Here is a 23,384-nt window from a genome sequence, read left to right as displayed (position 1 = left end):
CAGCATTCCTGGTGTCCACCCCTGTGCGCGACCCTTTTCAACTCTGGCCAAAAGGGCATGGTGACCGCACGTATCGGCGTGCATACTCAGGCGGTTGGGGTCGTCAGAGGTAACCAGGGGTGGGGGTTCGGTGTTACGCGTCCATTTCAGTGGACCCGATCTGGCCCGCGTGCGGATAGCCGCACGGCCCGATGTGCTGTGGGAAACAATTTTAAGTTTTCACCGACTCCGTGACCGGCGGGACGGCCTGGCCTTCGGGAAATGGCGCGCGGAAACCCGGGAAAAGTTGAACGGCGAAACGCGGCTGCTGGCGCCACTCGTCCCCACCCGGGGCTATTTCCCGGATTTCCTCACCCCGCCCGAGGGCCAACTCGGCGTCGACGACGCGCTGTCCGCACTGCGCGAGACGCCGCCCGCCCGCGTCCACACCGAACTGGCCGGGCTCGCCCGCACCCGGACGCTGCCCACCTGGATACGGGCCATGGGCGACGGCGACACCCGGCAGCTCGGCCATCTCGCCGGAGCCCTCCAGCGCTACCACGCGGCGGCCGTCGCCCCCTACTGGCCGCGACTTCAGGCCCGTATAGAAGCCGACCGCGCCGCCCGGGGCCGGACCCTGCTCGACGGCGGCGCCGACCGGCTGCTCGCCACCCTCCCGTCGGCACTGCGCTGGCGCGCCCCGGTCCTGGAGATCGATTACCCCGTCGACCGCGACCTCCACCTGGGAGGACGCGGGCTCCTCCTCATGCCGTCCTACTTCTGCCGCCGCACGCCGGTCACCTTCCACAACCCGGACCTCACACCGGTGCTGGTTTACCCCGTCGATCACCCGGCCCCACGCGCCACACCCGTACCACCGCCCGGCCGCTCCCTGGGGCGCCTCGTCGGGCAGACCCGCTCCGCGATCCTCCGCGGCGTCGGCGCCGGCTGCACCACCACCGAACTGGCCCGCCGCGTCGACGTCTCCCTCGCCTCCGCCAGCCAACACGCGACGGTGCTCCGCGACGCCGGCCTCCTCCTCACCCTCCGCCGCGGCAACGCGGTGCTGCACACCCTGACACCGCTCGGCGCGGCCCTCCTGCGGGGCGGTCAGGCCGGGGAAGCGGGGGCGGGCGGGGCGGCTTGAGCAGTCGGGGCGCCTCGTGACGGCGTTGGCGGCACGGCCGGTGTGAGGGGCGCCGGCATCGGGGCTGTACGGAGTCGACCGCAACGGCCGAGCGGCTCAGGCCCGTTCCCATCCGGCGCGGAGCAAGGGCGTGATGCCCTGGTGGACGTCGGGGTACCCCGGGCCGCCCGGAGTCCGGAGCGACCAGTGGACCGCGATGTCGAAGGTCAGCGTGGATCGGTCCCTGTGCACCTGGTACTCGAACGGCGCGTGCACGACGGCGGCCCCCGCAGGGCCGCGGACCCAGCGGGTGGCGTCGTGCGCCTCGACGGGCTGGAGCGAGTCGCGCCGGCGCGCCCAGAAAGTCCGGAGGGAGGCCGAACTCGCCGTGCCGGTAAGGGGCGTGCACCTCCATGGAGCGCGGTACGCAGAGGTTCTCCGAGAAGGCGAAGGCACCGTCGAGCGCCAGCTGCGCCAGCCGAAGGTGATCGTCCGCCCTCGCCTCCACGTCCCGCTCCGGACGGACGACGTGGCTGGGGAAGTCGAGAAGCCTGATGTCGGTCATGCGTGGCGCCTTCGGAATTCCCCCGGGGTGGGCGGGGCACTGTCCCCATTCCCCAGGGGCGCTGTTCCCACTGTCCCGACGGGAATTACTGGTTCTGCTCCCGGTAGAGCGCGATGGCGCTTTCGGTGGGGAGATTGGGGACGGTGACGGATTCGCCGGTCGCCTTGGACACCACGATTTTCGCTCCGCCGGGTGGTGCGGGAAGAGGGTTTCCTGCGGCATCGGTCCGGGAGACCCGGGGGAAAACGGGGTAGACGAGGTAGCCGATGTCGAATTCCTCGACCGCCAAGGGCACCGGCGTACCGTCGGGCAGCCTCGGCTCCGCGTAGCGGCTACGGACGAGGCCGAGCGCTTCCTCGGAAGTGGTCGGCGGGGTATCGGCGTGCTGGGGCATGGCCGCTTGGCTCCTGTTCGGCGTAATCCGGTGTGCTTCCGGGGGATCCTTCGTACGGCCCGGGCTGCAGATCGCCCGCGCCTCGTGCCGCCGCGAACCGAACCGCGTCGACCGCGGACGCCGGGCAGCGAATGAGGACAGCTCAGTTCACTGTGGGTAAGACCTGTCTTTCATGAGATTCCCTTCCTTGTTCCACTTTTGAAGGCTTACGCGGTGACCCTGAGTGTGGAAGAGTGTGTATCGGGCCAGGTTTCCGTTTGGGTGCCAGACACGCCATTCACCGATGGCGATGCCGTACCTGACGTTCCCCATACTTCTCTTTTTTCCATCCGGGTACCAGCACGTCTGTGTCCCGGAAGGAACGCCTTCGACACAAGAGATAGCGGCGATCAGTCGGCCTACTCCGTCGATGTGGATGACTTCCCCCGTGACGGGATCGTCCCCGCAAAAAAGGCGCGCATCTTCGTCGCGATGAGTGTCCTCGTGGGCGATGAACATCTTTCCCTCGTGCGGTGCGGGCGGACACATAGTGCTCTGCCAGCTGGCCGTTCGGGTGCCACTCACGCCCGCCGACCGCCACCCCCATCTCCGACTGCCCTTCCTTCTTCTTCGCCCCGTCGGCGTACCAATGCTGTTGGGGGCCGCAGGTCAGTCCCTCCAGTAGGTCACGAGGCCGGTGGTCCGACCCTCGGGGAAGGGAAGCCGCGAGAGATCAAGATCGCTGCCACCCGTCCTTGAGCAGGGTTTCGACGGCTCGGTCGACATCGGGGCGCCCTGGGCCTCCCGGAGCCCAGAGGGACCAGTAGGTAGAGATGTCCAGAGCGATCTCACCCTGATCTCTGTGAATTCGATACTCGAACGGTGCGTGTACGACAGACGCTCCGATCGGACCGTAGATCCAGGACGTGTCACCGATGGACTGGACCGGATGCTCCACGTGTCCTCGCGCCACTTCCAGGCTGACGGTTTGTTCACCCTCCGGGAGGAAATTCTCCGGGAGTCGGGCCATCATGCCGTTGAATTCGATCTCCTGCCATCCGATGCTGAGGCCGGCAGCGTCGGATGCGTCTTCGGTGAGAAGGCTCTCGACGAACTCGAGTGCCACGCTTTCGCTGACTTCCTGAACATTGGTCACCGGCGAATTGCGTCCGCGTGGGTCTACTGTGAGACCTTCCGGAAGGTTGCTGCATCGCAGTATCCCGAATTCGCGCAGGCGTGATGGTGAAGTGATGGGGAGGTCGAATTCATTATCCCAGTAAGAGGTTTCGACCTCCATGGCAAGTGGGATGCACAGCCTCTGCGAGAACTGAAAAACGCTGGCGATCGCGAGTCTGGCCAATCCGATGTGATCTTCGCTCATCGCTTCGACGTCGCGTTCCAGACGGATGGAAGATCCCGGAAAGTCGATAATTCTGGCCTGTGTCATCGGATGCGCTCCCACTTGACCCCGTCATGCATGTATTCCGCCAGTACGCCAAGGTCCGGATCCGAGCAGATGATGCGGTCCAGCTTTTCGGCGTCGGGTGTCTTTCCCAGATTCTCGAGGATGTCGTCGAAAAGATTCCTTTCACTGATGAGAGTGCCGTCCGGCCTGCGGAGGGTGACGCTTCCATCGGGGAGTCTCTCGGTCGTCAACCCCTTTTTCGATCGCACCTCGGCCTTCACCTTGAGGTAGATGCTGACATCTCGCGGCCGCGGAAGCGGGACGCCGTACGCCTCCCGCTTGTTGATTTTATCGAAGCCATGCGCTACCGCGTTTCTGATGTCGCCCGGCTTGGTGATCTCCTTCTCCACCGTCGTCACTTCTACGCGGCGTGTGATGGGACCGTCGGGTTCTGCGAGCCCGAGGTCAAATTCTGCTAGGGCCTCGTTCGATTCCGTGGTGGGCGCGTTCAACTCCAGTGCCGTGTGGAGCACATGGTCCGGATTCTCCTCCAGGAGCCTTCTTGCCTCGCGCATTTCGTTCAGGGTTTGTTCAAACTCTGCGTCGGCCTTCTGGGAGTGGAACTGGAGCCACGAATCCAGATCGACGATACGTTCCGCGGTGGGGCCGAGCAGGGCTTCGGCCTGGCTGCGGCGCTCGGCAAGGGACGACGGCTCATCGTCCGGGGCGGGGGCGCTGCCCGGTTCCTCGGGTGCCGGATGGTCGTCGGCCGAGGTGTGGTCGTCGTGCGGGTGCTCTTGCGCTGGTTCCGCCTCGGGCGTGGACAGGTGGTCGTCATCCGTCGCCGGAGTATCCCGAGGGGGTCCCTGGTGACCGTCCGGGCTCTGGCTCGACTGCGGGTCGGCCGGGGACGGGTTCTGCCTATGGGCATTCTCAGACGCCGGATGGCTGTCCGGTGCCGCGAGGGGCGGCTTGCCGTATGGCATCGGGTGTTGATCGTGGCGCAGCGCGTCGGCGAGGTACTGCGAGACGTGCGTGCCACGGCTGTCCGGCGTGTTCTCGCGGGCCGCCGCCGCACTGGGGAAAGGCTGCTCGCTGACGGGCGTGTCGTCGCTCTTGGCCGGGGCCTGGCCGATGGGCGTGCCCTCGGCCGTGGCATCGGGGTGGGAGCTGTCCTCCGGGACGGATGCGTGGGATGTGGCCCCGGATGAGGCGTCGGACGGCGACGTGCCCTCATCGGCCGTGTTCTTGGTGTCGGCCTTCGCGTCGGCGCCGTTGTCCGCCCCGTTGCCGGTCTCCTTGCCCTTGTCCTTCTTGTCCCCGTCATCGCCGGTCTTGTTGACCGCGTGATCCGCGTGGAGGGGCTGGCGGTCGGGGCCCAGGGGGATGTGCCAGACGTGTTCGGCCTGGGGGATGTGGAGCGGCTCGTGGCTGACCTTTCCGGACTGGGTGTCGATCCAGATGATCTTGCCGTGGTGGTTGACCGCGTTGAAGGCGTGGCCGCCGCCGTTGGGCCAGCTGACCTGGACGATCGCGGCCGAGCCGTGTCCGGCCTGCTGGAGTTCGTTCGCGATCCGCGCGGCCGTGGCAGGGTTGTTGCCGGGGCCGGCGTAGGAGTGGGTGGCGCCGCTCCAGCGGATCTGGTTCTCGTTGGCGTTGCTCTCGGGCGACCAGGAGTCCGGCTTCCCGTTGGCGTCGGTGTCGGGCGTGCGGGCGGCGGAGACCTGCGGGTTGCCGTACCAGGACTCCAGGAACGAACGGGAGCAGTCGGCGCAGTTGTTGCTGCGGCCGGGAACCGTGTGGCCGCCGTCGTTCTGCAACTGCCCCCAGGTACCGAAGGGGTCGGCGAACCGCTGGGGTGTGCCGTCCTCGTTGCGCGGAATGGCATCTTCCAGGCGCTGCTGGTCGTTGGGGTCGGGCGGGAGCAGGCCACCGGGGTGGTGGTCCAGATCGTCGCGGATCGCCCCGAGGCTGTTGGGGTCCTTCGCCTCGGAGTCCTGCTCCGCGTCGGCCTGGTGCTGCGGATCCTGCTGGTCCGGCTGCTGGTCGGCTTGGCCGTCGTCCTTCTGGTCCGGCTGCTCGGGCTGCTGTTCCCCGTGCTCGGGCTGATGCTCCGGCTGCTCGGCCTGGTGCTCCGGCTGCTCGGTCTCGTGCTCCGGCTGCTCGGTCTCGTGCTTCGGCGGCTCGGTGTGGGGCTCGGCCTGCGGGGCCGGCTCCTGCTGCGTCTGCGGGGACGCCTCGTCCACCGGGGGCTGCTGGTGGGGCACCTGCTGTTGCGGGGACTGCTGCGGACCTTGCTGCTTCGGCTGAGGCGCCTTCGCGGTCTGCTGCGACTGCTGGGGCTGGGATTGCTGCTGCGGGGCCGGCGCCTGTTGCTGAGGCGTCTGCTGCTGCGGCTGTTGGGTGTACGGGTTCTGCTGCTGAACCTGCGGGGGCGTCTGCTGCTGGTACGGGCCGGGCTGCTGTTGCGGCTGCGGCGACTGTGCGTACGGCGACGGCTGTTGCGGATTCTGCTGTGGCGACTGCGCGTACGGGCCCGGCTGCTGGGGCTGCTGGACGTACGGGTTCTGCTGGGGCGGGGGCTGCTGGGTATGCGGGCCCGGCTGCTGCGGTGAGTACGGACCCGGCTGCTGCTGGGCGTACGGCCCCGGCTGTTGCGGCGACGGGGAGTACGGGCCGGGTTGCTGCGCGTAGGGACCGGGCTGTTGTGGGTTCGGCTGCTGCGCGTACGGGCCCTGCTGCTGCGGCCCGGGCTGCTGGGCGTACGGCGTCTGCTGGTTCTGGGCGTACGGGCCGGGCTGCTGGTTCTGGGCGTAAGGGTTGGGCTGCTGGTGCTGTGGGGTCGGCTGCGGCGCGTAGGGGCCCGGCTGCTGTTGCGGGTGCGGCTGGTTCGGGCCGGGCTGCTGGGAGTGCGGGCCGGGTTGCTGCTGCGGGTGGGGCTGTTGTGCGTACGGTCCCGGCTGCTGCTGGGGCTGCGGCTGCTGGGCGTAGGGACCCGGCTGGGACTGCTGGTACGGGTTCGCCTGGGCCTGCTGCTGGTGCGGGCCCGGCTGCGGCTGCTGGGTGTACGGGCCCGGTTGGTTCTGCTGGGGCTGCGGCTGCTGCGCGTACGGTCCCGGCTGCTGGGCGTAGGGGTTCTGCTGGGGCTGGGGATGCTGGGTGTGCGGGCCCGGCTGGGGCTGGGCGTACGGGCCGGGGGCCTGCTGATGCTGAGGCTGCGGGTTCTGGGGATTCGGCTGTTGCGCGTACGGGCCGGGCTGCTGCGGCCCCGGCTGCGGCTGCTGCGCGTGGGGCCCCGGCTGTGGTGCGTACGGGCCCGGTTGTTGCTGGGGGTTGGGGCTCTGGTGGTTCTGGGGCTGAGGGTTTTGCTGGGCGGCGGCAGGGTCGAAGGGGCGGCGGTTGGCGTCAAGGGTGAGGTGCCAGACGTTCTCGGCGCTGGTGTTGATGGGCTGTTGGCTGATCTCGCCGCTCTGGCTGTCGACCCAGATGACGCGGCCGTTGTGGTTGACCGCGTTGAAGACGTGCGCGCCACCGCCGCTGCCGTCGGGCTTCTTGGGCCAGGTCACCAGGACCGCGGAGGAGGCGCCGTGGCCGGCCTTGCGCAGTTCGTCGGCGATCCGGGAATAGCCGTCCTTCGCGTTCTGCCCGGAGTTGCGGAAGGTCGTTCCGGCCCACTGCTCGATGTTGGCGGTGCCGTCGCGCTCTCCGGAGGCGCGGTCGATGCCGCCGTTGCCGTCCGGGTCGTAGGTGCGTACCGCGGAGACCTGCGGGTTGCCGTACCAGGACTCCATGAACGAACGAGTGCAGTCGGCGCAGTTGTTGGAGCGGCCGAGGACATTGACGCCGCCGTCGTTCTGGAGCTGCGCCCAGGGCTGGAACGGGTCGTTGAACGGCCGCGGGGACCCGTCCGGATTGCGTGGGAAGCTCGTCAACAGCGCCTGCTGGTCGTGCGCGTACGGCGAATACAGGCCGTTCGGCTTGACGTGGAGGCCGATGCGTACGTCGGTGTGGCTGCGCAGATGCGGGGGCTGCGGCACCGGCGGCTCATGCTGGGGCGGAACCTGGCCGTGGCCCTGCTCGGGACCCTGCTGGTGCGGCTGCTGTGGCTGCTGCTGAGGCGTGTGCTGCGGCTGTTGGTGCTGTGGGGTGTACGGGCCCTGGTGGTGGGGCTGTTGCGGGTGGGGAACGTTGCCGTGCGGGGCCGGGCTCCCGGCGGAGTGGAGGCCCGGGGTCGTCGGGGGCGTGGCCGGGGCGCCGTCCCGGGGGCGGTCCGTACGGCCGGGCTGCGTGGTGGCACCGGCCGGGGTGTCGGGGCGGCGCGGGGCGTCCGGCCCGGGCGCGTCCGGCCGGGGGGTGGCGGCGCCGGGGCGCGTGCCGGGTCCGTCGCCGGGGGGACGGTTGCCCTCCGGGGCGGGGGAGGCCGGGCGCCCGTCCCCGGGGGCGGTGGTCCCGGTCCGGTCGCCCCGGGGAGCCGTGGTGTCGGGCCGGTCGCCCCGGGGGCGGTCGGTGCCCGGGCGTTCGTCGGTCGGGCGGGTGGGGGAGCCGGTGGGGCGGGGTGCGGCTTCCGGGGTGCGTTGTCCCTCGTCCCGGCGGGTGGCGTCGGGCCGGGTGGCATCGCCGGTGCCGGGCCGGGACCCGCCGTCGCGGGCGGGCCCGTCGAGGCGCGGGTTGTGCGGCGGCGCCTGCGGGGCCGGCTGCCGGGTGTGGTCCTGGACCACCTGGGAGCCGTCGGGTCTGCGCTGGTCACCGGGTGGTGTGGCGTCGTTCGGCCGCGGGCCGTCGAGGCGGGGGTTGTAGGGCCGGGACGTCTCCTCCCGGCGTGGCCCGTCGAGACGGGGGTTGTACGGCCGCGACGTCTCTTCCCGGCGCGGGCCGTCGAGGCGCGGGTTGTACGCGGGGCGGTCGGGGGCGGGCCGCTGGGAGGCGTCCTGGATCGCCTGGGAGCCGTCGGGGCGGCGGTGGGGACCGGGGCGGTGGGGAGTGTTCGCGGACGGGGCGCCGCCGCGGGGCGAGGTGGTGCCGGGGCCGCCCTGGGAGGGGAAGCCGCCCTGGGGCGGCATGGCGCCCGTCATCACCGGGCCGCCGGACTGCGGGGCCCCGGACTGCGGGGACTGCTGGTGGGGCGCGGACGCGGTGGGTCCGGCGGTGTCCGGCGCCTGCTGGGTGGGCGGCGGCAGGGTCGCCGAACCGGCGGACTGGGTGGTGACGGTGGTGTCGTCGGGGTCGTGCACGGTCGGCATCGGGTTGCCGGGGGCCGGGTCGCGCTGCTGCACCGGGGGCGCGGACGGCGGGGCGCCCTGGGACGGCGCGCCCATGTGCGGCACGGACGGACGCCCGGCACCGGCCCCCGAGCCGCTGCCGGAGTCGCCGGAGGAATCGTGGCTCCCGGACGGACCGCCGTCGGCCACGGGCGGGTTGCCGCCCAGGGGCTCGGGGCCCGGCGAGGACGGCGCGGGCGACGGCTCGGGCACCGGCGACGGCTCGGGCCGCACCGCGTCCGGGGTGTTGTCGTGTGCGGGTTGGGTGCTGACGGGGTCGGGGCCGAGGTCGGGGCGCGTCGCGTTGTCGTGGGCGGGTCGGGTGCTGATCGAGTCCGGGTCGGGTCCCGGGGTGGGGCGTACCGCGTCCGGGGTGTTGTCGTGTGCGGGTTGGGTGCTGACGGGGTCCGGGCCGAGGTCGGGCCGTGTCGCGTTGTCGTGCGCGGGCTGCGTGCTGACCGGGTCCGGGCCGGTCGTGCCGTACGGGCTGTCGTTGCCGCCCTGGTAGCCGTCGTCGAACGGGGACCGCTGCTCCGGGGGCGGCAGCGGCTGGGTCGGCGGGAGGCGGTGCGCCGGGTCCGTGGTGGGGGAGTCGGGCGAGGCGGGGTCGGTGCGCGGGTCACCCGTGTCGCCCAGGGGGGTGTCCCGGTCGCCGCCCACGTTGTCCGACGCGCGCGGGGAGTGTGTGGCGGGTCCGTCGCCCGTGTCACCGCGGTCGCCCGGGCCGTCACCGGTGTCGCTGCGGTCGCCTCCGTCGGGACCGTCGCCGCCCTCGGAACGCGAACCGGGACCGTCGCCGCCCTCGGGCCCGCTGCCCTCGGGCCCGTCGCCACCGCGGTCGCCCGGGCCGTCACCGCCGTGTTCGCCCGAGCCGCCGTCGCCGTCGCCGTCGCTGCCGCGGCCGGCGGCGGAGTCCAGGCCGCCGTGGGCGCGGTTCCCGGCCCGGCCGGCGGCGCCGTCGCGCAGGCTCTCGCCGAGCGTCTCGCCGGTGTTCTCCAGGGCGTCCTTGCCTGCCGCGTACCCCTCCTTCGCGGTGCGGCTGAGGTTGTAGCCGTTCTGCGCGCCGAAGTTCTGGTTGACGGTCTGCGCGATGAGGTCGGAAGCCATCGCCTCCAGCGCCGAGATGACCGGCTCCTTGGCCGCCTCAAGAATGGCGTCCAGCAGCTGCTTGGCGACCTCCTTGAGGAGGCGGCGGACCATCTCACGCGTGGCCAGCGTCGCCGCCGCGCCACCGATCTCCGACAGGCCGAGCGTGAACGGTGCTGCCACCTGTGCCGCGATGATCTCCGCCGCCAGAATCGCCAACTGGACAATGACGGCCACCTTCATGCCGATGACCAGCATCGCCGCGGCTTCCAGCGTGAAGGCGATCACCTCGGCGGCCTGCGCCGCGTCGTCGAGGTACCCCGAGCCGCCGGAGAACTTGTCCCACTCCTTCCGGAAGCCGTCGATGGCGTCTCCGGAGTTCTCCGACAGGACGTTCCCGGCGTACGACGTGCCCTGCGCCGCGTGCCCCTGGACCTCCGACGCGAAGGTGCGCCACACCTGGGCGCACTCCATGAGCTTGTCCTCATCCGCGTGCGGCCAGTTGAAGCCGAGCATGTCCAGGACCCACTCCAGCGGATCCGGCAGCATGACAGACAAGATGAAGCTCCCCCGTGAGATGACGCTGCATGGTGCGTGGGCGGAAGGCGGGTGGTGACCTGCCGTCCGGTGGGTGCCCGCGGTGCGGCGCCGACGTGATCAGGGCTCGGGAAACCGGGCCCCGGTGTGCGGAATCAGTGGCCGGGCGCGGGCGGGAAGGACGACAGGTCAGACCGGCTTTATGCTGCTGGAGGAGGCCGTCGGGTCCTGCCAGCCCTGCTTGTTCGCGACCTTCTGCTTGATCAGCGTGTCGTTGAAGTCCTCGTTCTCGGCATGGTTCTTGGACATCTCCTGCAGCGCCTTGCCGATCTTCTGGAACTGCGCGGACAGATGCCCCATCGACTCGTACATGCCGTCGCGGACGCCCTCGTAGACGACGCCGAACTTCTCGCCGATGTCGTCGTCGCCCCAGGGCGGGGCGCCGGCCATGCTGTCGAGCGTCGTCAGACCGCCGACGAATTGCTGCCCGAACGACTTCTCCGGCGGGGCGCCGCCGCCCGGCTTCGCCGTGGCGGGCGGTCCGGCGCCCAGTGCGCTCAGGCCGTCCATCAGCCGTGTGACCGACGCGGAGAAGTCCTCGCCGAGCTGGTTGAAGTTGGTGCCCTGGGCCTTCAGGCCCTCGGTATTGACCTGGAAGCTGCTCGATCCGGCCACGACGTCCCCCGACTCCGTAACGGTTGTCCCATGACACTTTCAAGACGGAGTGTAGTCAGGGGCACTGACAAGAGAACAGGTGATACGGGCCACGCGCTGTCCTGGCGGCGGTGAGCGGGCGCGCCGGCGGGCAGGAGCGGCCCGCCGGCGCCCGTTGCGCGGGAGGTCAGCCGGGCCGGTTGGCGCGGAGACGGTGGTAGAGCTTGACGGCTTCCGGCGGCGGGAAGTTGGGAAGGAAGGTCACCTCACCGTCCTCCTTGGCGATCACGACGTTGCTGCCGCCGGGCTGCGCCGGGGGAGCGCTCGGGTCCTCCGGGAGCGGCCAGCCCGCGTGGATGAGGTAGCCCTCGTCGAATTCGTGGACGAACAGGCCGGTGGGGCCACCGGGCGAGCCGACCGGCGGGAAGTGGTTCCGCCCGATCTCCAGCGCCTCGTCCGCGCTGTGCGGCACCGGTCCGCCCGTGGTCTGCGCCTCCGGTGGAAGCGGCGGCGGCGGGGGCAGGGCGGAACCGCCGACCGGCGTGCCGGGGTCAGTCATGGATGCTCCTCGTTCGGTGCGCTGCGGATGAGGACGGTCAAGGTAACCCACGCGGCCGAGGGCCGATCGGTTTCGCCGGAGGACCCGGGACGGGCGGACGTGCCGGGCAGCCGATGACCCGCCGCAACGTAGCCGCGTGGCCCCTCCCTTGACGGAACGGTAAGTGGCCTGCGTGTGCATGCCGTTCGCACCTACACTGCGCGGCGAAACGCGGGCCACCACCGGCGAGACGACAGGGAGACGCAGTGGAGCGCATCGGGATCATCGGCGTGGGCGAGATCGGCCGGGCCATCGTGGACGGCCTGTGCGACGGCGTCGAGGAGCCACCGGAGATCTACCTCTCGCCTCGCGGCGCCCGTACGTCCGCGGAGCTGTCCCAGCGGTATCCGAATGTGCAGGTGTGCGCTGACAACCAGGACGTGGTGAACCACTCCGACGTGGTGATCATCGCTGTCCGCCCGGTGGGCCACGCCGAGGCGCTCGCCGGGCTCCGGATCGGCAGCGACCGTACCGTGGTCAGCGTGATCGCCGGTGTCGCCCTCAGCGAACTGCGCCGGACGCTCGGCACCGGCGCTCCCCTGGTGCGTGCCATCCCGCTGCCCGCCGCGCGCGAGCGCCGGTCCGTCACCGTCACCCACCCCTCCCACCCGGTGGTCGACGCCCTCTTCGATCGCCTCGGCGGGGCGCTGCCGGTCGCGGACGAAGCGGCCTTCAGCGTCTTCTCCACGCTGACGGGCACGCTGACCGTCCATTACCGGTACCTGGCCACGCTCACCGACTGGGCCTCCCGGCAGGGCATTCCCTCCGAGGACGCCGACCGCTACATCCGCGGCCTCTTCCAGGGCGTCGGGCGCGCGTTGGGCGACGGCACGCGCTCCCTGCATCAGCTCGCGAGTGACCACGAGACGCCGAACGGAAGCAACGAGCGCATCCGCAGCACCTGGTTCGACACGGCCAACTCCGAGGCTCTGGTCAGAGCACTGGACGCGCTCCTCGCCCACCTCGCATAGCCACGTCGGCGCAGGTCACCGCACTCCCCTCCGCCCCTCCCGGTGTGCAGGGCGAACACGATGCCCCGGCACCCCCACCGGGACCCGCGCCCCCCCTCGCCCGGCCCTCAGTCGTCGATCCCCGACCGCTCCACCCCCGCCACGATGTACCGCTGAAGCAGCAGGAAGACGACGATCAGCGGGGCGATGGAGACCGCGGCGGCGACGAAGAGTTTGTGGAGGTTGAGGTTCTGGGCGGTGGTGAAGGTCGACAGGGCGACCTGGACCGTCCATGCCTCCTGGTCCTGGCCGATGACCAGCGGCCACAGGAAGGCGTTCCAGGCGCCGATGAAGACGATGGTGGAGACGGCGGCGAACACCGGGCGGGAGTTGGGGACGACGATGCGCCAGTACGTCCGCCAGTGGCCGAGGCCGTCGACCCGCGCCGCGTCCTCCAGCTCCCGGGGGAAGCCGAGGAAGTACTGCCGGAAGATGAAGCAGGCGAACGCGCTGAACAGCGTCGGGATCACCAGACCGCGCAGCGTGGAGATCCAGCCCAGCGACGACACCAGCACAAAGCTCGGTACGAACGTCACGGCCGCCGGGACCATCAGCGTGCCGAGGATCGCGTAGAAGACGGCGTTGGCGCCGCGGTACGGGATGCGGGCCAGCCCGTACCCGGCGAGGGACGCCAACAGCACCGTGCCGAGCGTCGTGGAGACCGCGATCAGCGTGGAGTTGAGCAGCGCGTGGCCCAGCGGGAGGTTCGGATCGCCGAAGACCTTGGTGAGGTTCGACCACTGCACATGGTGCGGGAAGAACGTCCAGTCCGGCGCGGTGATATCCGCCTCGGTGGCCAGGCCGTTGCGCACCAGCAGGTAGAAGGGGACGAGGAAGAGCAGCGCCAGGGCGGTCAGCAGCGCCACCCGCAGCGCGCGGCCCACCCGGATCCAGGCGTGGTGCATCGGCGGTCAGTCCTCCTTGCGGCCGAGGCCGAGCCAGCGGGCCTGGACGACCGTCGCCACCGCGATGATCAGCGCGAGGATCACCGCGCCCGCGCTGCCCAGCCCGAGGTTCTGTTCCCGGCCGAGTGCCGTGTAGTAGAGGTAGACCAGCGGCGGCCGGGCGTAGGGCGGATAGCCGCGGGCGTCGCTCAGCAGGTTGTAGAACTCGTCGAACGCCTGGAACGCGTTGATCACCAGCAGCAGCACCACCGCCACGGACGTGGCCCGCAGCTGCGGGAAGGTGATGTGGCGGAACGTCTGCCAGCCGGTCCGCGCGCCGTCCACCGCCGCCGCCTCGTAGAGCTGCGGGGAGATCCGCTGGAGCCCGGCGAGGAAGAGGATCATGTAGAAGCCGGCCTGGAGCCAGAGCCGGACGGTCACGATGACCAGCCAGTACCAGGGCGGATCGGTCGTCGACAGCCAGGCCGTCTGGTCCGCGCCGAACCAGCCCAGCACCGTGTTGACCAGGCCGAAGCGCACCCCGCTGAAGAGCGACAGCTTCCAGATCAGCGCCGCCACCACATACGAGCACGCCGTCGGCAGGAAGAACACCGACCGGAAGAACGCCTGGGCGAAGCGCAGCCGGTTGACCATCACGGCCAGTGCCAGCGACAGCGCATACGTCGCGGGGACGATGAACAGGGTGAACAGCGCGAAGGTGCCCAGGCTGGAGAGGAACGCGCCGTCCGTCAGCATCGACGTGTAGTTGCCGAGGCCCACGAAGTCGGTCGGGGTGACGGTGTTGTGCGCGTCGAAGAAGCTGAGGTAGACGCTCCACGCCAGCGGTACGTACGTGAACAACGCCAGGCCCAGCGCGAACGGGCCGACGAAGATCCAGAACCACAGGGAGCGGCGTTGCGGGCCGAACAACCGCGCGCCGGGCGTGCGCCGTTCGCGCTCCGCGGCGCCGCGCGCTCCCTGCCCGTCCGGGGGAGCCTCCGCCGTCCGCGCCGTCACCTCTTCCTGACCCGGGCCAGCTCGGCGTCGACCTTGCGCACCACGGTCCGCATCTCGCTCTCCGGGGAGGCGCCGTCCTTGATGATGTGGCTCAGCGCGTCCTGGTAGGCGGTGCGCGACGCCGTCGTCCACCGCAGCGGTTCGGCGTGGCCGTGGTCGGTGGCGTAACGCACCGCATCCGCGGCGGCGCCCGTCCGCAGCCGCGCCGCCTTCTTCGCCAGCGATGTCCGGGCCGGGATGTGGAAGCCGTACGACAGCGCGAAGTCCTGCTGGAGGTCGGTGCGTTCGATCCACAGCCAGGACGCGAACGCCTTGGCCTCCGCCGTACGGGCGCTGTGCGCGCTGACCGCCGAGGCGTAGGCACCCACCGGGACGGCCGGTGCGCCGTGCGGGCCGTCCGCCGGGAACGGCAGGACGCCGAAGTCGTCGCCGAACGTCTGCTGGATCTGCGGCAGCGCCCACAGGCCCGACCACTGCATCGCGGTGAGTTCCTGGAGGAACGCCGCCGGGTCGGACCAGTCGGTGGGGGCGCCCAGCAGCAGCGACGTGTCGGCGTACAGGCGGCGGATCTTGCCGAGGGTACGGGCGGCCGCCGGGTCGTCGAAGCCGACCTTGCCGTCCTCGGTGACCAGGCTCAGCCCGGCGGCGAAGAGCGGCGTGCCGCCGAGGACGCCCGCGCCGCCGTCGTTCCCAAGGAACAGCCCCTTGGTCTTCTTCGTCGTCAGTTTCCGCGCGGCGTCCACCAGGGCGTCCAGGGTGCGCGGCGGTTCGACCCCGGCATCCTTCAGGAGGCTTTTGCGGTAGTAGAGCAGCTGGGTGTCGATGGTCTGCGGGATGCCCCAGATACGGTCCTGCCAGATCTTGGGGGCCAGCACCGCCTGGTGGAAGTCGTCCTTGACCGGCTCGGCCTCGGCCGTCAGATCGACGACTTGGCCGCCGCGGATCTGGTCCAGCGTCGGGCCGTTGACCTCGAAGACGTCCGGTCCGGAGTCGGTCAGTAGCGCGGCGGCGGTCTGCCGGTCGTAGTCGCCGGGCCGCCACTGGACGGTGACGTGCGCCTTCTTGTACGCGTCGGCATAGCGCCGGACGGCCCGTTCGACGCCGGGCTCACCGTACTGGTGGTACCACTGGCTGATCCCGGGCCCCGAACCGTCGCCGCCCCGCCCGGTGTTGGAGCCGCAGGCGGCCAGCAGGCCGGTGAGCGTGAGCCCCCCGGTGGCGGCCAGCAGCCCCCTTCTGCCGATGCCTGTGCCGGTGCCCGTCATGGCCTCGCCCCCTGCGTCCGCTGCTCGGTGCCTGCCGACGGTGATCGACGATCACCGCGTGGTGCCCGACCACTGTGCCGTACGCGCGTTACCACCGCATGGCAACTGGACGAATCCGCACGGTGAGCGGTGAGGTGACGGCCCGTCCGGGGCGCCCCGGGGTGCGCGGCGGGGGCGCCCGGGGCGCGCCGCACGCCCTGCACGCCCCGCGCACCCTGCGCGCCCCGGGAACGGCGGGCGCTACGTGCCGCTTACGGGGCGGGTGCCGATGACGACCGTGGCGGCCCGTTCCTCGCAGCGTTCCGTACGGGCGTGCAGGCCGCTGCCGGACAGGGCGCGGAGGGCCGCCGGTGCCTGCCGTTCGCTGGTCTCGCTCAGCACGCTGCCGCCGGGCGCGAGCCACTGCGGGGCCGCCTCGGCGACCCGGCGCAGCACATCGAGGCCGTCGGCGCCGCCGTCCAGCGCCACCCGTGGTTCGTGGTCCCGCGCCTCCGGCGGCAGCAGCCCGACCTCCTGGGACGGGACGTACGGGACGTTGGCCAGCAGGACGTCGATCCGGCCGCGCAACTCCTGGGGGAGCGCGGCGAAGAGGTCGCCCTCATGGACCCGGCCGCCCGCCGTGGCGACATTGGCGCGGGCGCAGCGCACCGCCGCCGGGTCGATGTCGGCGGCGTGCAGTTCGACCGGCCCGGCAGCGGCGGCCAGGGCCGCGCCCAGCGCACCCGAGCCGCAGCACAGATCGACGACGACCGCGCCGGGGCGGGTGCGCCGGGCGGCCCGGCGGACGAGGAATTCGCTGCGCCGCCGGGGGACGAAGACGCCCGGCCCGACGCATATCCGGTGGCCGCAGAACTCGGCCCAGCCCAGGACGTGTTCGAGGGGCAGGCCGTCCATGCGGCGCCGCGCCATGGCGGCGAGTTCGGCGGGGGTACGGGCGGTGGCGAGGAGCAGTTCCGCCTCGTCCTCGGCGAAGACACATCCGGCGGCGCGGAGGCGCGCGACGAGGCCGGGCGAGGACGGCGGTGCGGAGGAAGGGACGGCGGGGCGACGCGCGGGCATGAGGGCCTTTCGGGGTGCCGAAAAGGGCGCTCTCCGGTCACCTCTGCCTGGTGAACCGCGCGGTGTCGGGGCGAGAGCACCCACCTGATACAGCGGTGATGGGTCCCACCTCCTCGTCTCGTCCACTGCGAATGCGCCGTCACTCTACCCCGGGGGCGCGCGCCGGGGACCCGCGCGCCGGTCGCCGCCCGGAGCCCGGTGAGGCTCCGGTCTCAGGCCGGTGCGGGCCCTGGCTCAGGCCGGTTTCCGGCCGCCGCGCACCGTGAAGTCGTAGCGCACCCCGGTGAGTTCCTCCGACGCCTCCCAGAGGCGGGCGGCGGCCGCGTCATCGCGTGCCCAAGGGGCGCGGGGTGAGGGGGCCGGGGCGCCGCGGAGCAGGGCGCGGGGGCCGACGAAGGTGTCCGGCTCCATGTGCGGGGCGGTGGCGGCGCACAGGACGGGCAGCGCGCCGCCCTCCGGGCTCTGCCCGATGAGGCGGTTGCCCAGCTCCATCAGGTGCTCCGCGGACCGGCGGCCCTCCATACGGGGCGCCGTGGTCAGCAGGTTGGTGGCGGCGTACCCCGGGTGTGCGGCGGCCGCGACGACGGGGGAGCCGACCGCAGCCAGCCGCCGCGCCAGCTCGTGGACGAAGAGGAGGTTGGCGCTCTTGGAACGGGCGTAGGCGCGCCAACGTCGGTAGGGACGCGTGCTGTTGAGGTCGTCCGGGTCGATCCCGGCGAGGATGTGGAGAAAGCTGGAGACGGTCACGACACGGGCGCCCGGGGTGGCGAGCAGCCGGGGCAGCAGAAGGCCGGTGAGGGCGAAGTGGCCCAGGTGGTTGATGCCGAACTGCCGCTCGAAGCCGTCGGCGGTGGTGCCGCGGGGCAGCGCCATCACGCCCGCGTTGTTGATGAGCAGGTCGAGGCGGACGCCGTCGAAGCTGTCGAGCCCGGCGGCGAAGTCGCGGACGGACGCGAGGTCCGCCAGGTCCAGGCGGCGGAACTCCGCCTCGGCGGCGGGCACCTCGCGCCGCAGCTCGGCGAGGGCCGCCTCACCGCGCGCTGCATTACGGCAGGCCAGCACCACCCGGGCACCGCGCCGGGCGAGCTCCCGCGCGGTGGCGTAGCCGATACCGCTGTTGGCGCCCGTGACGACGGCGCAGCGGCCCGTCTGGTCCGGGATGTGGCTGGGGTTCCACCGGGGCACGGCGCCTCCTCCGTCGGGGACGCATCAGCGTACGCCCGGGGCGCACGGAACCGGACGGGCGCGGGGTCCGCACCCGGGGCACTCAGGGTGATGCGGGCGGGCCCGGTGGGGTTTCTCCCTCCGCGGGCCGTGTGACGGCGGCCAGGCGGTGGTCCCAGTCGGCGGCGAGGCGGTCCAGCCAGCGGGCCGTGGCGCCCAGCCGCGCCGGGACGACCGCGTACCGCGTCTCCCGGCCCGCCCGGTGGCCGGTGACCAGCCCGGACCGGCCGAGCACGCCGAGGTGTTTGGCCCCGAGGGCGCCGCGGGGCCGGGCCTCCCCGAAACCGCCGCGGGGCCCGCCCCCGGGAGCGCCCCGCTACGGCTCCCGCACCCGTACCGCGTACACCGGCACCGCCACCCCCGGATCGTCCAGGCAGGCCCCGCTGGCGAGGTCGAAACGCTGCTTGAGCAGCGGTGAGGCGACGTACGGGCGGCCCGCCGCCGAACCGGTCAGGCCGCGGGAGAGGACCTGTGCGCCGGTGAACGGGTCGCGGTTGCCGATCGCGTACACCGCTCCCGCCCGGTCGCGGAAGAGCGCCGCCTGGCCGCCGTCGGGCAGCAGCACGGCGGCCCCGCGCCCGGGGGTGAGCGCGGTGAGCGCACAGACCGGGAACCAGCCGTCGGGCCCGTACACCTCGACGACGCCCGCCGCCGTGCCCGGGGCGCCCGCGGTGGACCGCACGCCGGGCGCGCACCCCGCGCCCGCCGCACCTGTGGCGGCCCTCGTGTCCATGGAGGTCATCGCGCAAAGGTCCCTTCCAGTGTGCGTACGGGCAGGTCCGGCCCGGCCAGGAGGGGCAGGTCGGGCTTGATCTGGTCGCGTTCGGGGACGAAGCGGACCGACGGGTCCGGTGCGTCCGGCGCGTTGACGAAGGAGGCGAAGCGGGCCAGCCGCTCCGGGTCGGCGAGGGTGAGCCCCCACTCGTCCAGGTAGCCGTCGACATGCGCCGCCATCAGGGACTCCAGCTCCGCGCAGAGCCCCAGGGAGTCGTGCACCACCACGTCCCGTACGTGGCCGAGACCGCCCTCGATCCGCTCCAGCCACGCCGCGGTGCGCTCCAGCCGGTCGGCGGTGCGGAGGTAGAACATCAGGAACCGGTCGATGAGCCGCACCAGTTCGGCGTCCGACAGGTCCTGCGCCAGCAGATCGGCGTGGCGGGGCGTGGCGCCGCCGTTGCCGCCCACGTAGAGGTTCCAGCCGCCCGCGGTGGCGATGACGCCGAAGTCCTTGCCGCGGGCCTCCGCGCACTCGCGGGCGCACCCGGAGACCGCCGATTTCAGCTTGTGCGGCGCGCGCAGCCCCCGGTAGCGCAGCTCCAGCGCGATCGCCATCCGTACGGAGTCCTGCACGCCGTAGCGGCACCAGGTCCGCCCCACGCAGGACTTCACCGTCCGCAGCGCCTTGCCGTACGCGTGCCCCGACTCGAAACCGGCGGCCACCAGCCGCGCCCAGATCCGCGGCAGTTGCTCGACGCGGGCGCCCAGCAGATCGATCCGCTGCCCGCCGGTGATCTTCGTGTAGAGCCCGAACTCGCGGGCCACCTCCCCGATGACGATCAGCTTCTCCGGCGTGATCTCGCCGCCGGGGATCCGCGGCACGACCGAGTACGAGCCGTTGCGCTGGAGGTTCGCCAGATGGTGGTCGTTGGTGTCCTGAAGGGCGGCCTGCTCGCCGTCGAGGACGTACCCGTCGGCGCCGACCGTGGGCGCCAGCGACGCGATGACCGAACCGATCACCGGCTTGCAGATCTCGCACCCCTCACCGCCCCGCGCCCGCGGCCGTCCGTACGACTCCAGCAGCGCGGCGTACGAAGGCAACCGCAGCGTCCGGACGATCTCGTACAGCTCCGCGCGGGTGTGCGGGAAGCAGCCGCACAGCCCGGTGTCGACGACGGCGCCGGACGCGGTCAGTTCGTCGTGGACGACGGCGGTCAGCGTCCGGACGCAACTGCCGCAGCCCGTACCGGCCTTGGTGCACTTTTTCACCTCGGGCACGGAGGTGCAGGAGTGCGTGGTGACGGCCGCGCGGACCGTGCCCTTGGTGACGTTGTGGCAGCTGCACAGCACCGCGTCGTCGGGCAGCGCCCCCGGGCCGAGCGCGGCACCACCCGCCCCGGTGGGCACCACCAGCTCCTCGGGCGCCACCGGGGGCACCGACCCGGTCAGCGGGCGCAGCATGCCGTACGCCTCGGCGTCGCCGACCAGCACGCCGCCCAGCAACTCCCCGCCCGCGCCCACCACCAGCTTCTTGTAGATCCCGGCGCGGGCGTCCGCGTAGACGACGTCCAGGCTGCCCTCCGTGGTGCCGTGCGCGTCGCCGAACGACGCCACGTCCACCCCGAGCAGCTTCAGCTTGGTGGACAGGTCCGCCCCGGTGAACGCCGGTACCTCCTGCCCGGCTATCGCCGCCGCGGCGGTGCGGGCCATCTCGTACCCCGGCGCCACCAGGCCGTACACCCGGCCGTCGGCGGCCCGCGCGCACTCGCCGATCGCGTAGAGCGCCGGGTCGTCGGTGCGGCACCGCGTGTCGACGACGACCCCGCCGCGCTCCCCGACCGGCAGCCCGCACTCGCGCGCCAGCTGATCGCGCGGCCGCACCCCCGCCGAGAACACCACGAGGTCCGCCGGTATCCGGCTGCCGTCCGACAGCTCCAGCGCGGTGACCGCGCCGGACGCGTCCGCGACGATTTCCTTCCCGGCGACCCCGGTGTGCACCCGCAGCCCCTGCCCCTCGACCGTACGGCCCAGGGCGCGCCCGCCGCCCTCGTCCACCTGGAGGGACATCAGCCGGGGGCCGAACTCCACGATGTGGGTGCGCAGTCCGAGCCCCTTCAGCGCGCCGGCCGCCTCCAGGCCCAGCAGCCCGCCGCCGATCACCGCACCGGTGCGGGAGCTGCCCGCGTACTCCTCGATGGCGAGCAGATCCTCGACGGTGCGGTAGACGAAGCACCCCGCGCTGTCCCGCCCGGGGACCGGCGGCACGAACGGGGACGAGCCGGTGGCCAGTACGAGGGTGTCGTAGCGGACGGTGCGGCCGGAGCGGGTGGTGACGGTGCGGGTCCGCCGGTCGATCGCCGCCGCCGGGTCGCCCAGGCGGAGTTCGATGGAGTGGCGGGTGAGGAAGTCCGGGTCGGTGAGGGAGAGTTCCTCGGGGCTGCGGCCGGCGAAGTACGAGGTCAGCTGGACGCGGTCGTACGCGGGTCGGGGCTCCTCGCCCAGTACCACGATCCGGGTCTGCCCGGTGACGCCCCGGTCCGCCAACTCCTCCAGGAACCGCTGGCCGACCATGCCGTGCCCGATGAGCACGAGGGCCGGGCGGTGCGCCGGGGGCGCTGCGGCAGAGGGGCGGGCGGTGGCTGGGGCCATGTCGGTGCCTCCATCACGGGGGAGCGGGGAGCGGGGAGCGGGGGAACGGCGCAACGGGGGAGCGGGCGTCGTTCAGCGTCCGCCGCCGCTGTTACCCGTAGGGGTCCTGCCTGTTTCCCGTACGGAACGCTGCGCTCAGCGGGCGGGGGGTGGGGGTGTGAGGGGGCGGAGGGGCCGGAACGGCGGGCGGGCGCGGGGCGGTCGACGCCGTGGCCGACAACGCGGCTGGCGGGGCGGCGCGTTCGTAAGATCGCACGGTGCCCCCTGACATATCCCTCACCGTCCTGTCCCTGCTCTGCCTGGCGGCGCTCGCCGCGGGCTGGATCGACGCCGTCGTGGGCGGCGGCGGGCTGCTGCTGCTCCCCGCACTGCTGGTCGGCCTGCCGCACACCCCCGTCGTCCAGGTCCTGGGCACCAACAAGTCCGCGGCTGTCGTCGGCACCACCGCCGCCGCTGTGACCTACGTCCGCAAGACGCCCGTCGACGTGTGGGCGGCGCTGCGGATCGGGCTCGCCGCCCTCGCCGGATCGCTCGGGGGTGCCTTCTTCGCCGCCGGGATCAACAGCGCGGTGCTCCGCCCGCTGATCATGGTGATCCTCCTCGGCGTGCTCGCGTTCGTCCTCCTCCGCCCGGCCTTCGGGGCCGCGTCCGCACCGTCCGGGCCGGTCACCCGGCGCCGGGTGCTGGCGGCGATCCTCCTGGTGGGCCTCGGCATCGGCTTCTACGACGGGCTGATCGGGCCCGGCACCGGGGCGTTCTTGATCGTCGCGCTCTCCGCAGTGCTCCGCATGAACCTGGTGGCCGCCTCCGCCACCGCCAAGATCGTCAACGTGTGCACCAACGTGGGCGCGCTCACGGTCTTCACCCTCCAGGGCGCCGTCCTGTGGCAACTCGGCGCGGTACTCGCCCTGTTCAACCTCATCGGCGGCATGGTGGGCGCCCGCATGGCGCTCAAGCGGGGCGCCGGATTCGTCCGCGGCGTGCTGGTGGTCGTGGTCGTCGGGCTGCTGTGCAAGTTGGCGTACGACCAGTGGTACGGGGCCTGAGCCGCTGTGTCCCGCGCGCCCCGGGGCCGTCACCTCAGGCGCGCCGCCCCGGGCTCGTCACCCCTGGGCCGTCGCCGACCCCGCCGGGGCGGGGTGAGGTGTCTCCGGTACGGCGGTGACGGCGGTGAGCAGGACCGCGGAGTCCTCGACGGCGTGCAGGGCGTGGCGTTCCTGGGGGATGCGGGCGATCTGTCCGGCGACCAGTTCGCGGTTGCCGCCGGGGGCGGTGAGCCGGACCCGGCCGTGCAGCACCTCCAGGCTGGCCGCGGGCGGTGCGTTGTGCTCCTCCAGCGCGCGGCCCGCCAGCAGCGCGATCACGGTCTGGCGCAGCGGTCCGTCGTGCAGGAACAGATGGGCGCTGCGGCCGTGCGCCGAGGTGCGGGCGTCGTCGAGCCGATCGCGGACGAGGGCCTTGAGGTCGTTGACGTCGTTGTCCATGCCGTGCCCTGCCCTTTCCGCCGCCGCCCTCGGCCTTCCGGCCATCCGGGCGTCCGGCCGTCCCGCTTCCGGCCTCCCGCCGCCCCGTCCGCCCGCCACCGGGCCGACCCGGTCGTGCGGCCTGCCGGATACGCCGGGCCGTGCCGCGGCCCACGGGCCCCGGGGGCCGTGTGCCGTCCGTCCCGTTCCATCGTGGCCGCTGGTACGCGGGGCGCAAGCCGGGCCGACGGGGAGAGGCGGACAGGCCGGGCGGGGGAGATGCAGCCGGGCCCGTACGGGGCGCCCCCGCCGGGCCGTGCGCGCCCGGCGCCCGCCCCGGCCCGGACCGCCCCGTCCGGCGCCGGTCGCCGCCCTCCGGCGCCCGCGTCGGCCCCGCTCGCCTGGCGCCCGCGCGCGAAGTCGGGGCGCGCGTTCGCGATCACACGCCCCGGGCCGCACCCCGGTCGGTGCCCCGCTCCCGTCCGGTGCCGCCGTCCCGGTCCACTGTGATCGTC

The 23,384-nt window shown here is 72.4% G+C and carries 17 protein-coding genes; 3 read left to right on the top strand and 14 right to left on the bottom strand.

What is annotated here, in order from left to right:
* Window positions 1–286 precede the first annotated feature (286 nt).
* Window positions 287–1,126 carry an ArsR/SmtB family transcription factor gene (locus OG422_RS09245; RefSeq protein WP_405741873.1) on the top strand — a complete coding sequence of 280 codons (840 nt, stop codon included), beginning with the start codon at window positions 287–289 and terminating at the stop codon, window positions 1,124–1,126.
* Window positions 1,127–1,755: 629 nt separating this feature from the next.
* Here the strand turns inward: OG422_RS09245 and OG422_RS09240 are convergent.
* From OG422_RS09240 to OG422_RS09220, 5 genes are all read right to left on the bottom strand, one after another.
* A complete protein-coding gene (locus OG422_RS09240; RefSeq protein ID WP_405741870.1) occupies window positions 1,756–2,064 on the bottom strand; it encodes a hypothetical protein in 309 nt (102 codons plus the stop codon).
* Between the two features lie 712 nt (window positions 2,065–2,776).
* Complete coding sequence (locus OG422_RS09235) at window positions 2,777–3,490, bottom strand: hypothetical protein (protein ID WP_405741867.1); 714 nt, start codon at window positions 3,488–3,490, stop codon at window positions 2,777–2,779.
* A complete protein-coding gene (locus tag OG422_RS09230; RefSeq protein ID WP_405747702.1) occupies window positions 3,487–10,341 on the bottom strand; it encodes a toxin glutamine deamidase domain-containing protein in 6,855 nt (2,284 codons plus the stop codon). Before OG422_RS09230 ends, OG422_RS09235 begins: the two co-directional genes overlap by 4 nt.
* A 177-nt stretch (window positions 10,342–10,518) precedes the next feature.
* Window positions 10,519–11,004, bottom strand: coding sequence for a hypothetical protein (locus OG422_RS09225; protein ID WP_405741864.1), 486 nt, complete (start codon window positions 11,002–11,004; stop codon window positions 10,519–10,521).
* A gap of 166 nt (window positions 11,005–11,170) precedes the next feature.
* Complete coding sequence (locus OG422_RS09220) at window positions 11,171–11,542, bottom strand: hypothetical protein (protein ID WP_405741861.1); 372 nt, start codon at window positions 11,540–11,542, stop codon at window positions 11,171–11,173.
* Window positions 11,543–11,787: 245 nt separating this feature from the next.
* Between OG422_RS09220 and OG422_RS09215 the strand changes: the two genes are divergently transcribed.
* Window positions 11,788–12,552, top strand: a complete 765-nt coding sequence (locus tag OG422_RS09215) for an NAD(P)-binding domain-containing protein (RefSeq protein ID WP_405741858.1) — start codon at window positions 11,788–11,790, stop codon at window positions 12,550–12,552.
* A gap of 107 nt (window positions 12,553–12,659) precedes the next feature.
* Here OG422_RS09215 and OG422_RS09210 read toward each other — a convergent pair whose 3' ends face one another.
* The 8 genes from OG422_RS09210 to nirB form a co-directional block, all read right to left on the bottom strand.
* The gene (locus OG422_RS09210) at window positions 12,660–13,496 is read right to left on the bottom strand and encodes a carbohydrate ABC transporter permease (RefSeq protein WP_405741855.1); all 837 of its coding nucleotides are present in this window, start codon (window positions 13,494–13,496) and stop codon (window positions 12,660–12,662) included.
* Between the two features lie 6 nt (window positions 13,497–13,502).
* Window positions 13,503–14,405, bottom strand: a complete 903-nt coding sequence (locus OG422_RS09205; RefSeq protein WP_405747700.1) for a carbohydrate ABC transporter permease — start codon at window positions 14,403–14,405, stop codon at window positions 13,503–13,505.
* An 83-nt stretch (window positions 14,406–14,488) separates the two neighbouring features.
* Window positions 14,489–15,757, bottom strand: a complete 1,269-nt coding sequence (locus OG422_RS09200) for an ABC transporter substrate-binding protein (protein ID WP_405741852.1) — start codon at window positions 15,755–15,757, stop codon at window positions 14,489–14,491.
* A 240-nt stretch (window positions 15,758–15,997) separates the two neighbouring features.
* The gene (locus OG422_RS09195) at window positions 15,998–16,816 is read right to left on the bottom strand and encodes a putative protein N(5)-glutamine methyltransferase (RefSeq protein ID WP_405741849.1); all 819 of its coding nucleotides are present in this window, start codon (window positions 16,814–16,816) and stop codon (window positions 15,998–16,000) included.
* A gap of 234 nt (window positions 16,817–17,050) precedes the next feature.
* Window positions 17,051–18,001, bottom strand: coding sequence for an oxidoreductase (locus OG422_RS09190; RefSeq protein WP_405741846.1), 951 nt, complete (start codon window positions 17,999–18,001; stop codon window positions 17,051–17,053).
* Window positions 18,002–18,083: 82 nt separating this feature from the next.
* Complete coding sequence (locus tag OG422_RS09185) at window positions 18,084–18,275, bottom strand: hypothetical protein (protein ID WP_143944505.1); 192 nt, start codon at window positions 18,273–18,275, stop codon at window positions 18,084–18,086.
* Window positions 18,276–18,356: 81 nt separating this feature from the next.
* Window positions 18,357–18,782, bottom strand: a complete 426-nt coding sequence (gene nirD / locus OG422_RS09180; protein ID WP_405741843.1) for a nitrite reductase small subunit NirD — start codon at window positions 18,780–18,782, stop codon at window positions 18,357–18,359.
* Entirely contained in the window at window positions 18,779–21,406 is a 2,628-nt protein-coding gene (gene nirB, locus OG422_RS09175) for a nitrite reductase large subunit NirB (RefSeq protein ID WP_405741840.1), read from the bottom strand. Before nirB ends, nirD begins: the two co-directional genes overlap by 4 nt.
* Before the next feature lie 257 nt (window positions 21,407–21,663).
* Here nirB and OG422_RS09170 point away from each other — a divergent pair, with 257 nt between their 5' ends.
* Window positions 21,664–22,452 carry a sulfite exporter TauE/SafE family protein gene (locus OG422_RS09170; RefSeq protein WP_405741838.1) on the top strand — a complete coding sequence of 263 codons (789 nt, stop codon included), beginning with the start codon at window positions 21,664–21,666 and terminating at the stop codon, window positions 22,450–22,452.
* A gap of 57 nt (window positions 22,453–22,509) precedes the next feature.
* On the opposite strand, the gene OG422_RS09165 is transcribed toward OG422_RS09170, so the two are convergent.
* Window positions 22,510–22,890 (bottom strand): cupin, encoded by a 381-nt coding sequence (locus tag OG422_RS09165; protein ID WP_405741835.1) that lies wholly within the window; start codon window positions 22,888–22,890, stop codon window positions 22,510–22,512.
* Window positions 22,891–23,384: the final 494 nt, after the last annotated feature.

Source organism: Streptomyces sp. NBC_01525, assembly GCF_045040405.1.
In the GTDB taxonomy this organism is placed as follows: Bacteria; Actinomycetota; Actinomycetes; order Streptomycetales; family Streptomycetaceae; genus Streptomyces; species Streptomyces benahoarensis.
Note: the sequence above shows the minus strand (reverse complement) of the source record. Positions and strands in the feature narration are given on the sequence as shown.

Bases quoted from the DNA above. Each gene is read 5' to 3' on its own strand.
- OG422_RS09195 (WP_405741849.1), bottom strand. From the start codon at position 16,816: ATGCCCGCGCGTCGCCCCGCCGTCCCTTCCTCCGCACCGCCGTCCTCG.
- OG422_RS09210 (WP_405741855.1), bottom strand. From the start codon at position 13,496: ATGCACCACGCCTGGATCCGGGTGGGCCGCGCGCTGCGGGTGGCGCTG.
- nirD (WP_405741843.1), bottom strand. From the start codon at position 18,782: ATGACCTCCATGGACACGAGGGCCGCCACAGGTGCGGCGGGCGCGGGG.
- OG422_RS09200 (WP_405741852.1), bottom strand. From the start codon at position 15,757: ATGACGGGCACCGGCACAGGCATCGGCAGAAGGGGGCTGCTGGCCGCC.
- OG422_RS09230 (WP_405747702.1), bottom strand. From the start codon at position 10,341: ATGCTGCCGGATCCGCTGGAGTGGGTCCTGGACATGCTCGGCTTCAAC.
- OG422_RS09235 (WP_405741867.1), bottom strand. From the start codon at position 3,490: ATGACACAGGCCAGAATTATCGACTTTCCGGGATCTTCCATCCGTCTG.
- OG422_RS09240 (WP_405741870.1), bottom strand. From the start codon at position 2,064: ATGCCCCAGCACGCCGATACCCCGCCGACCACTTCCGAGGAAGCGCTC.
- OG422_RS09220 (WP_405741861.1), bottom strand. From the start codon at position 11,542: ATGACTGACCCCGGCACGCCGGTCGGCGGTTCCGCCCTGCCCCCGCCG.
- OG422_RS09165 (WP_405741835.1), bottom strand. From the start codon at position 22,890: ATGGACAACGACGTCAACGACCTCAAGGCCCTCGTCCGCGATCGGCTC.
- nirB (WP_405741840.1), bottom strand. From the start codon at position 21,406: ATGGCCCCAGCCACCGCCCGCCCCTCTGCCGCAGCGCCCCCGGCGCAC.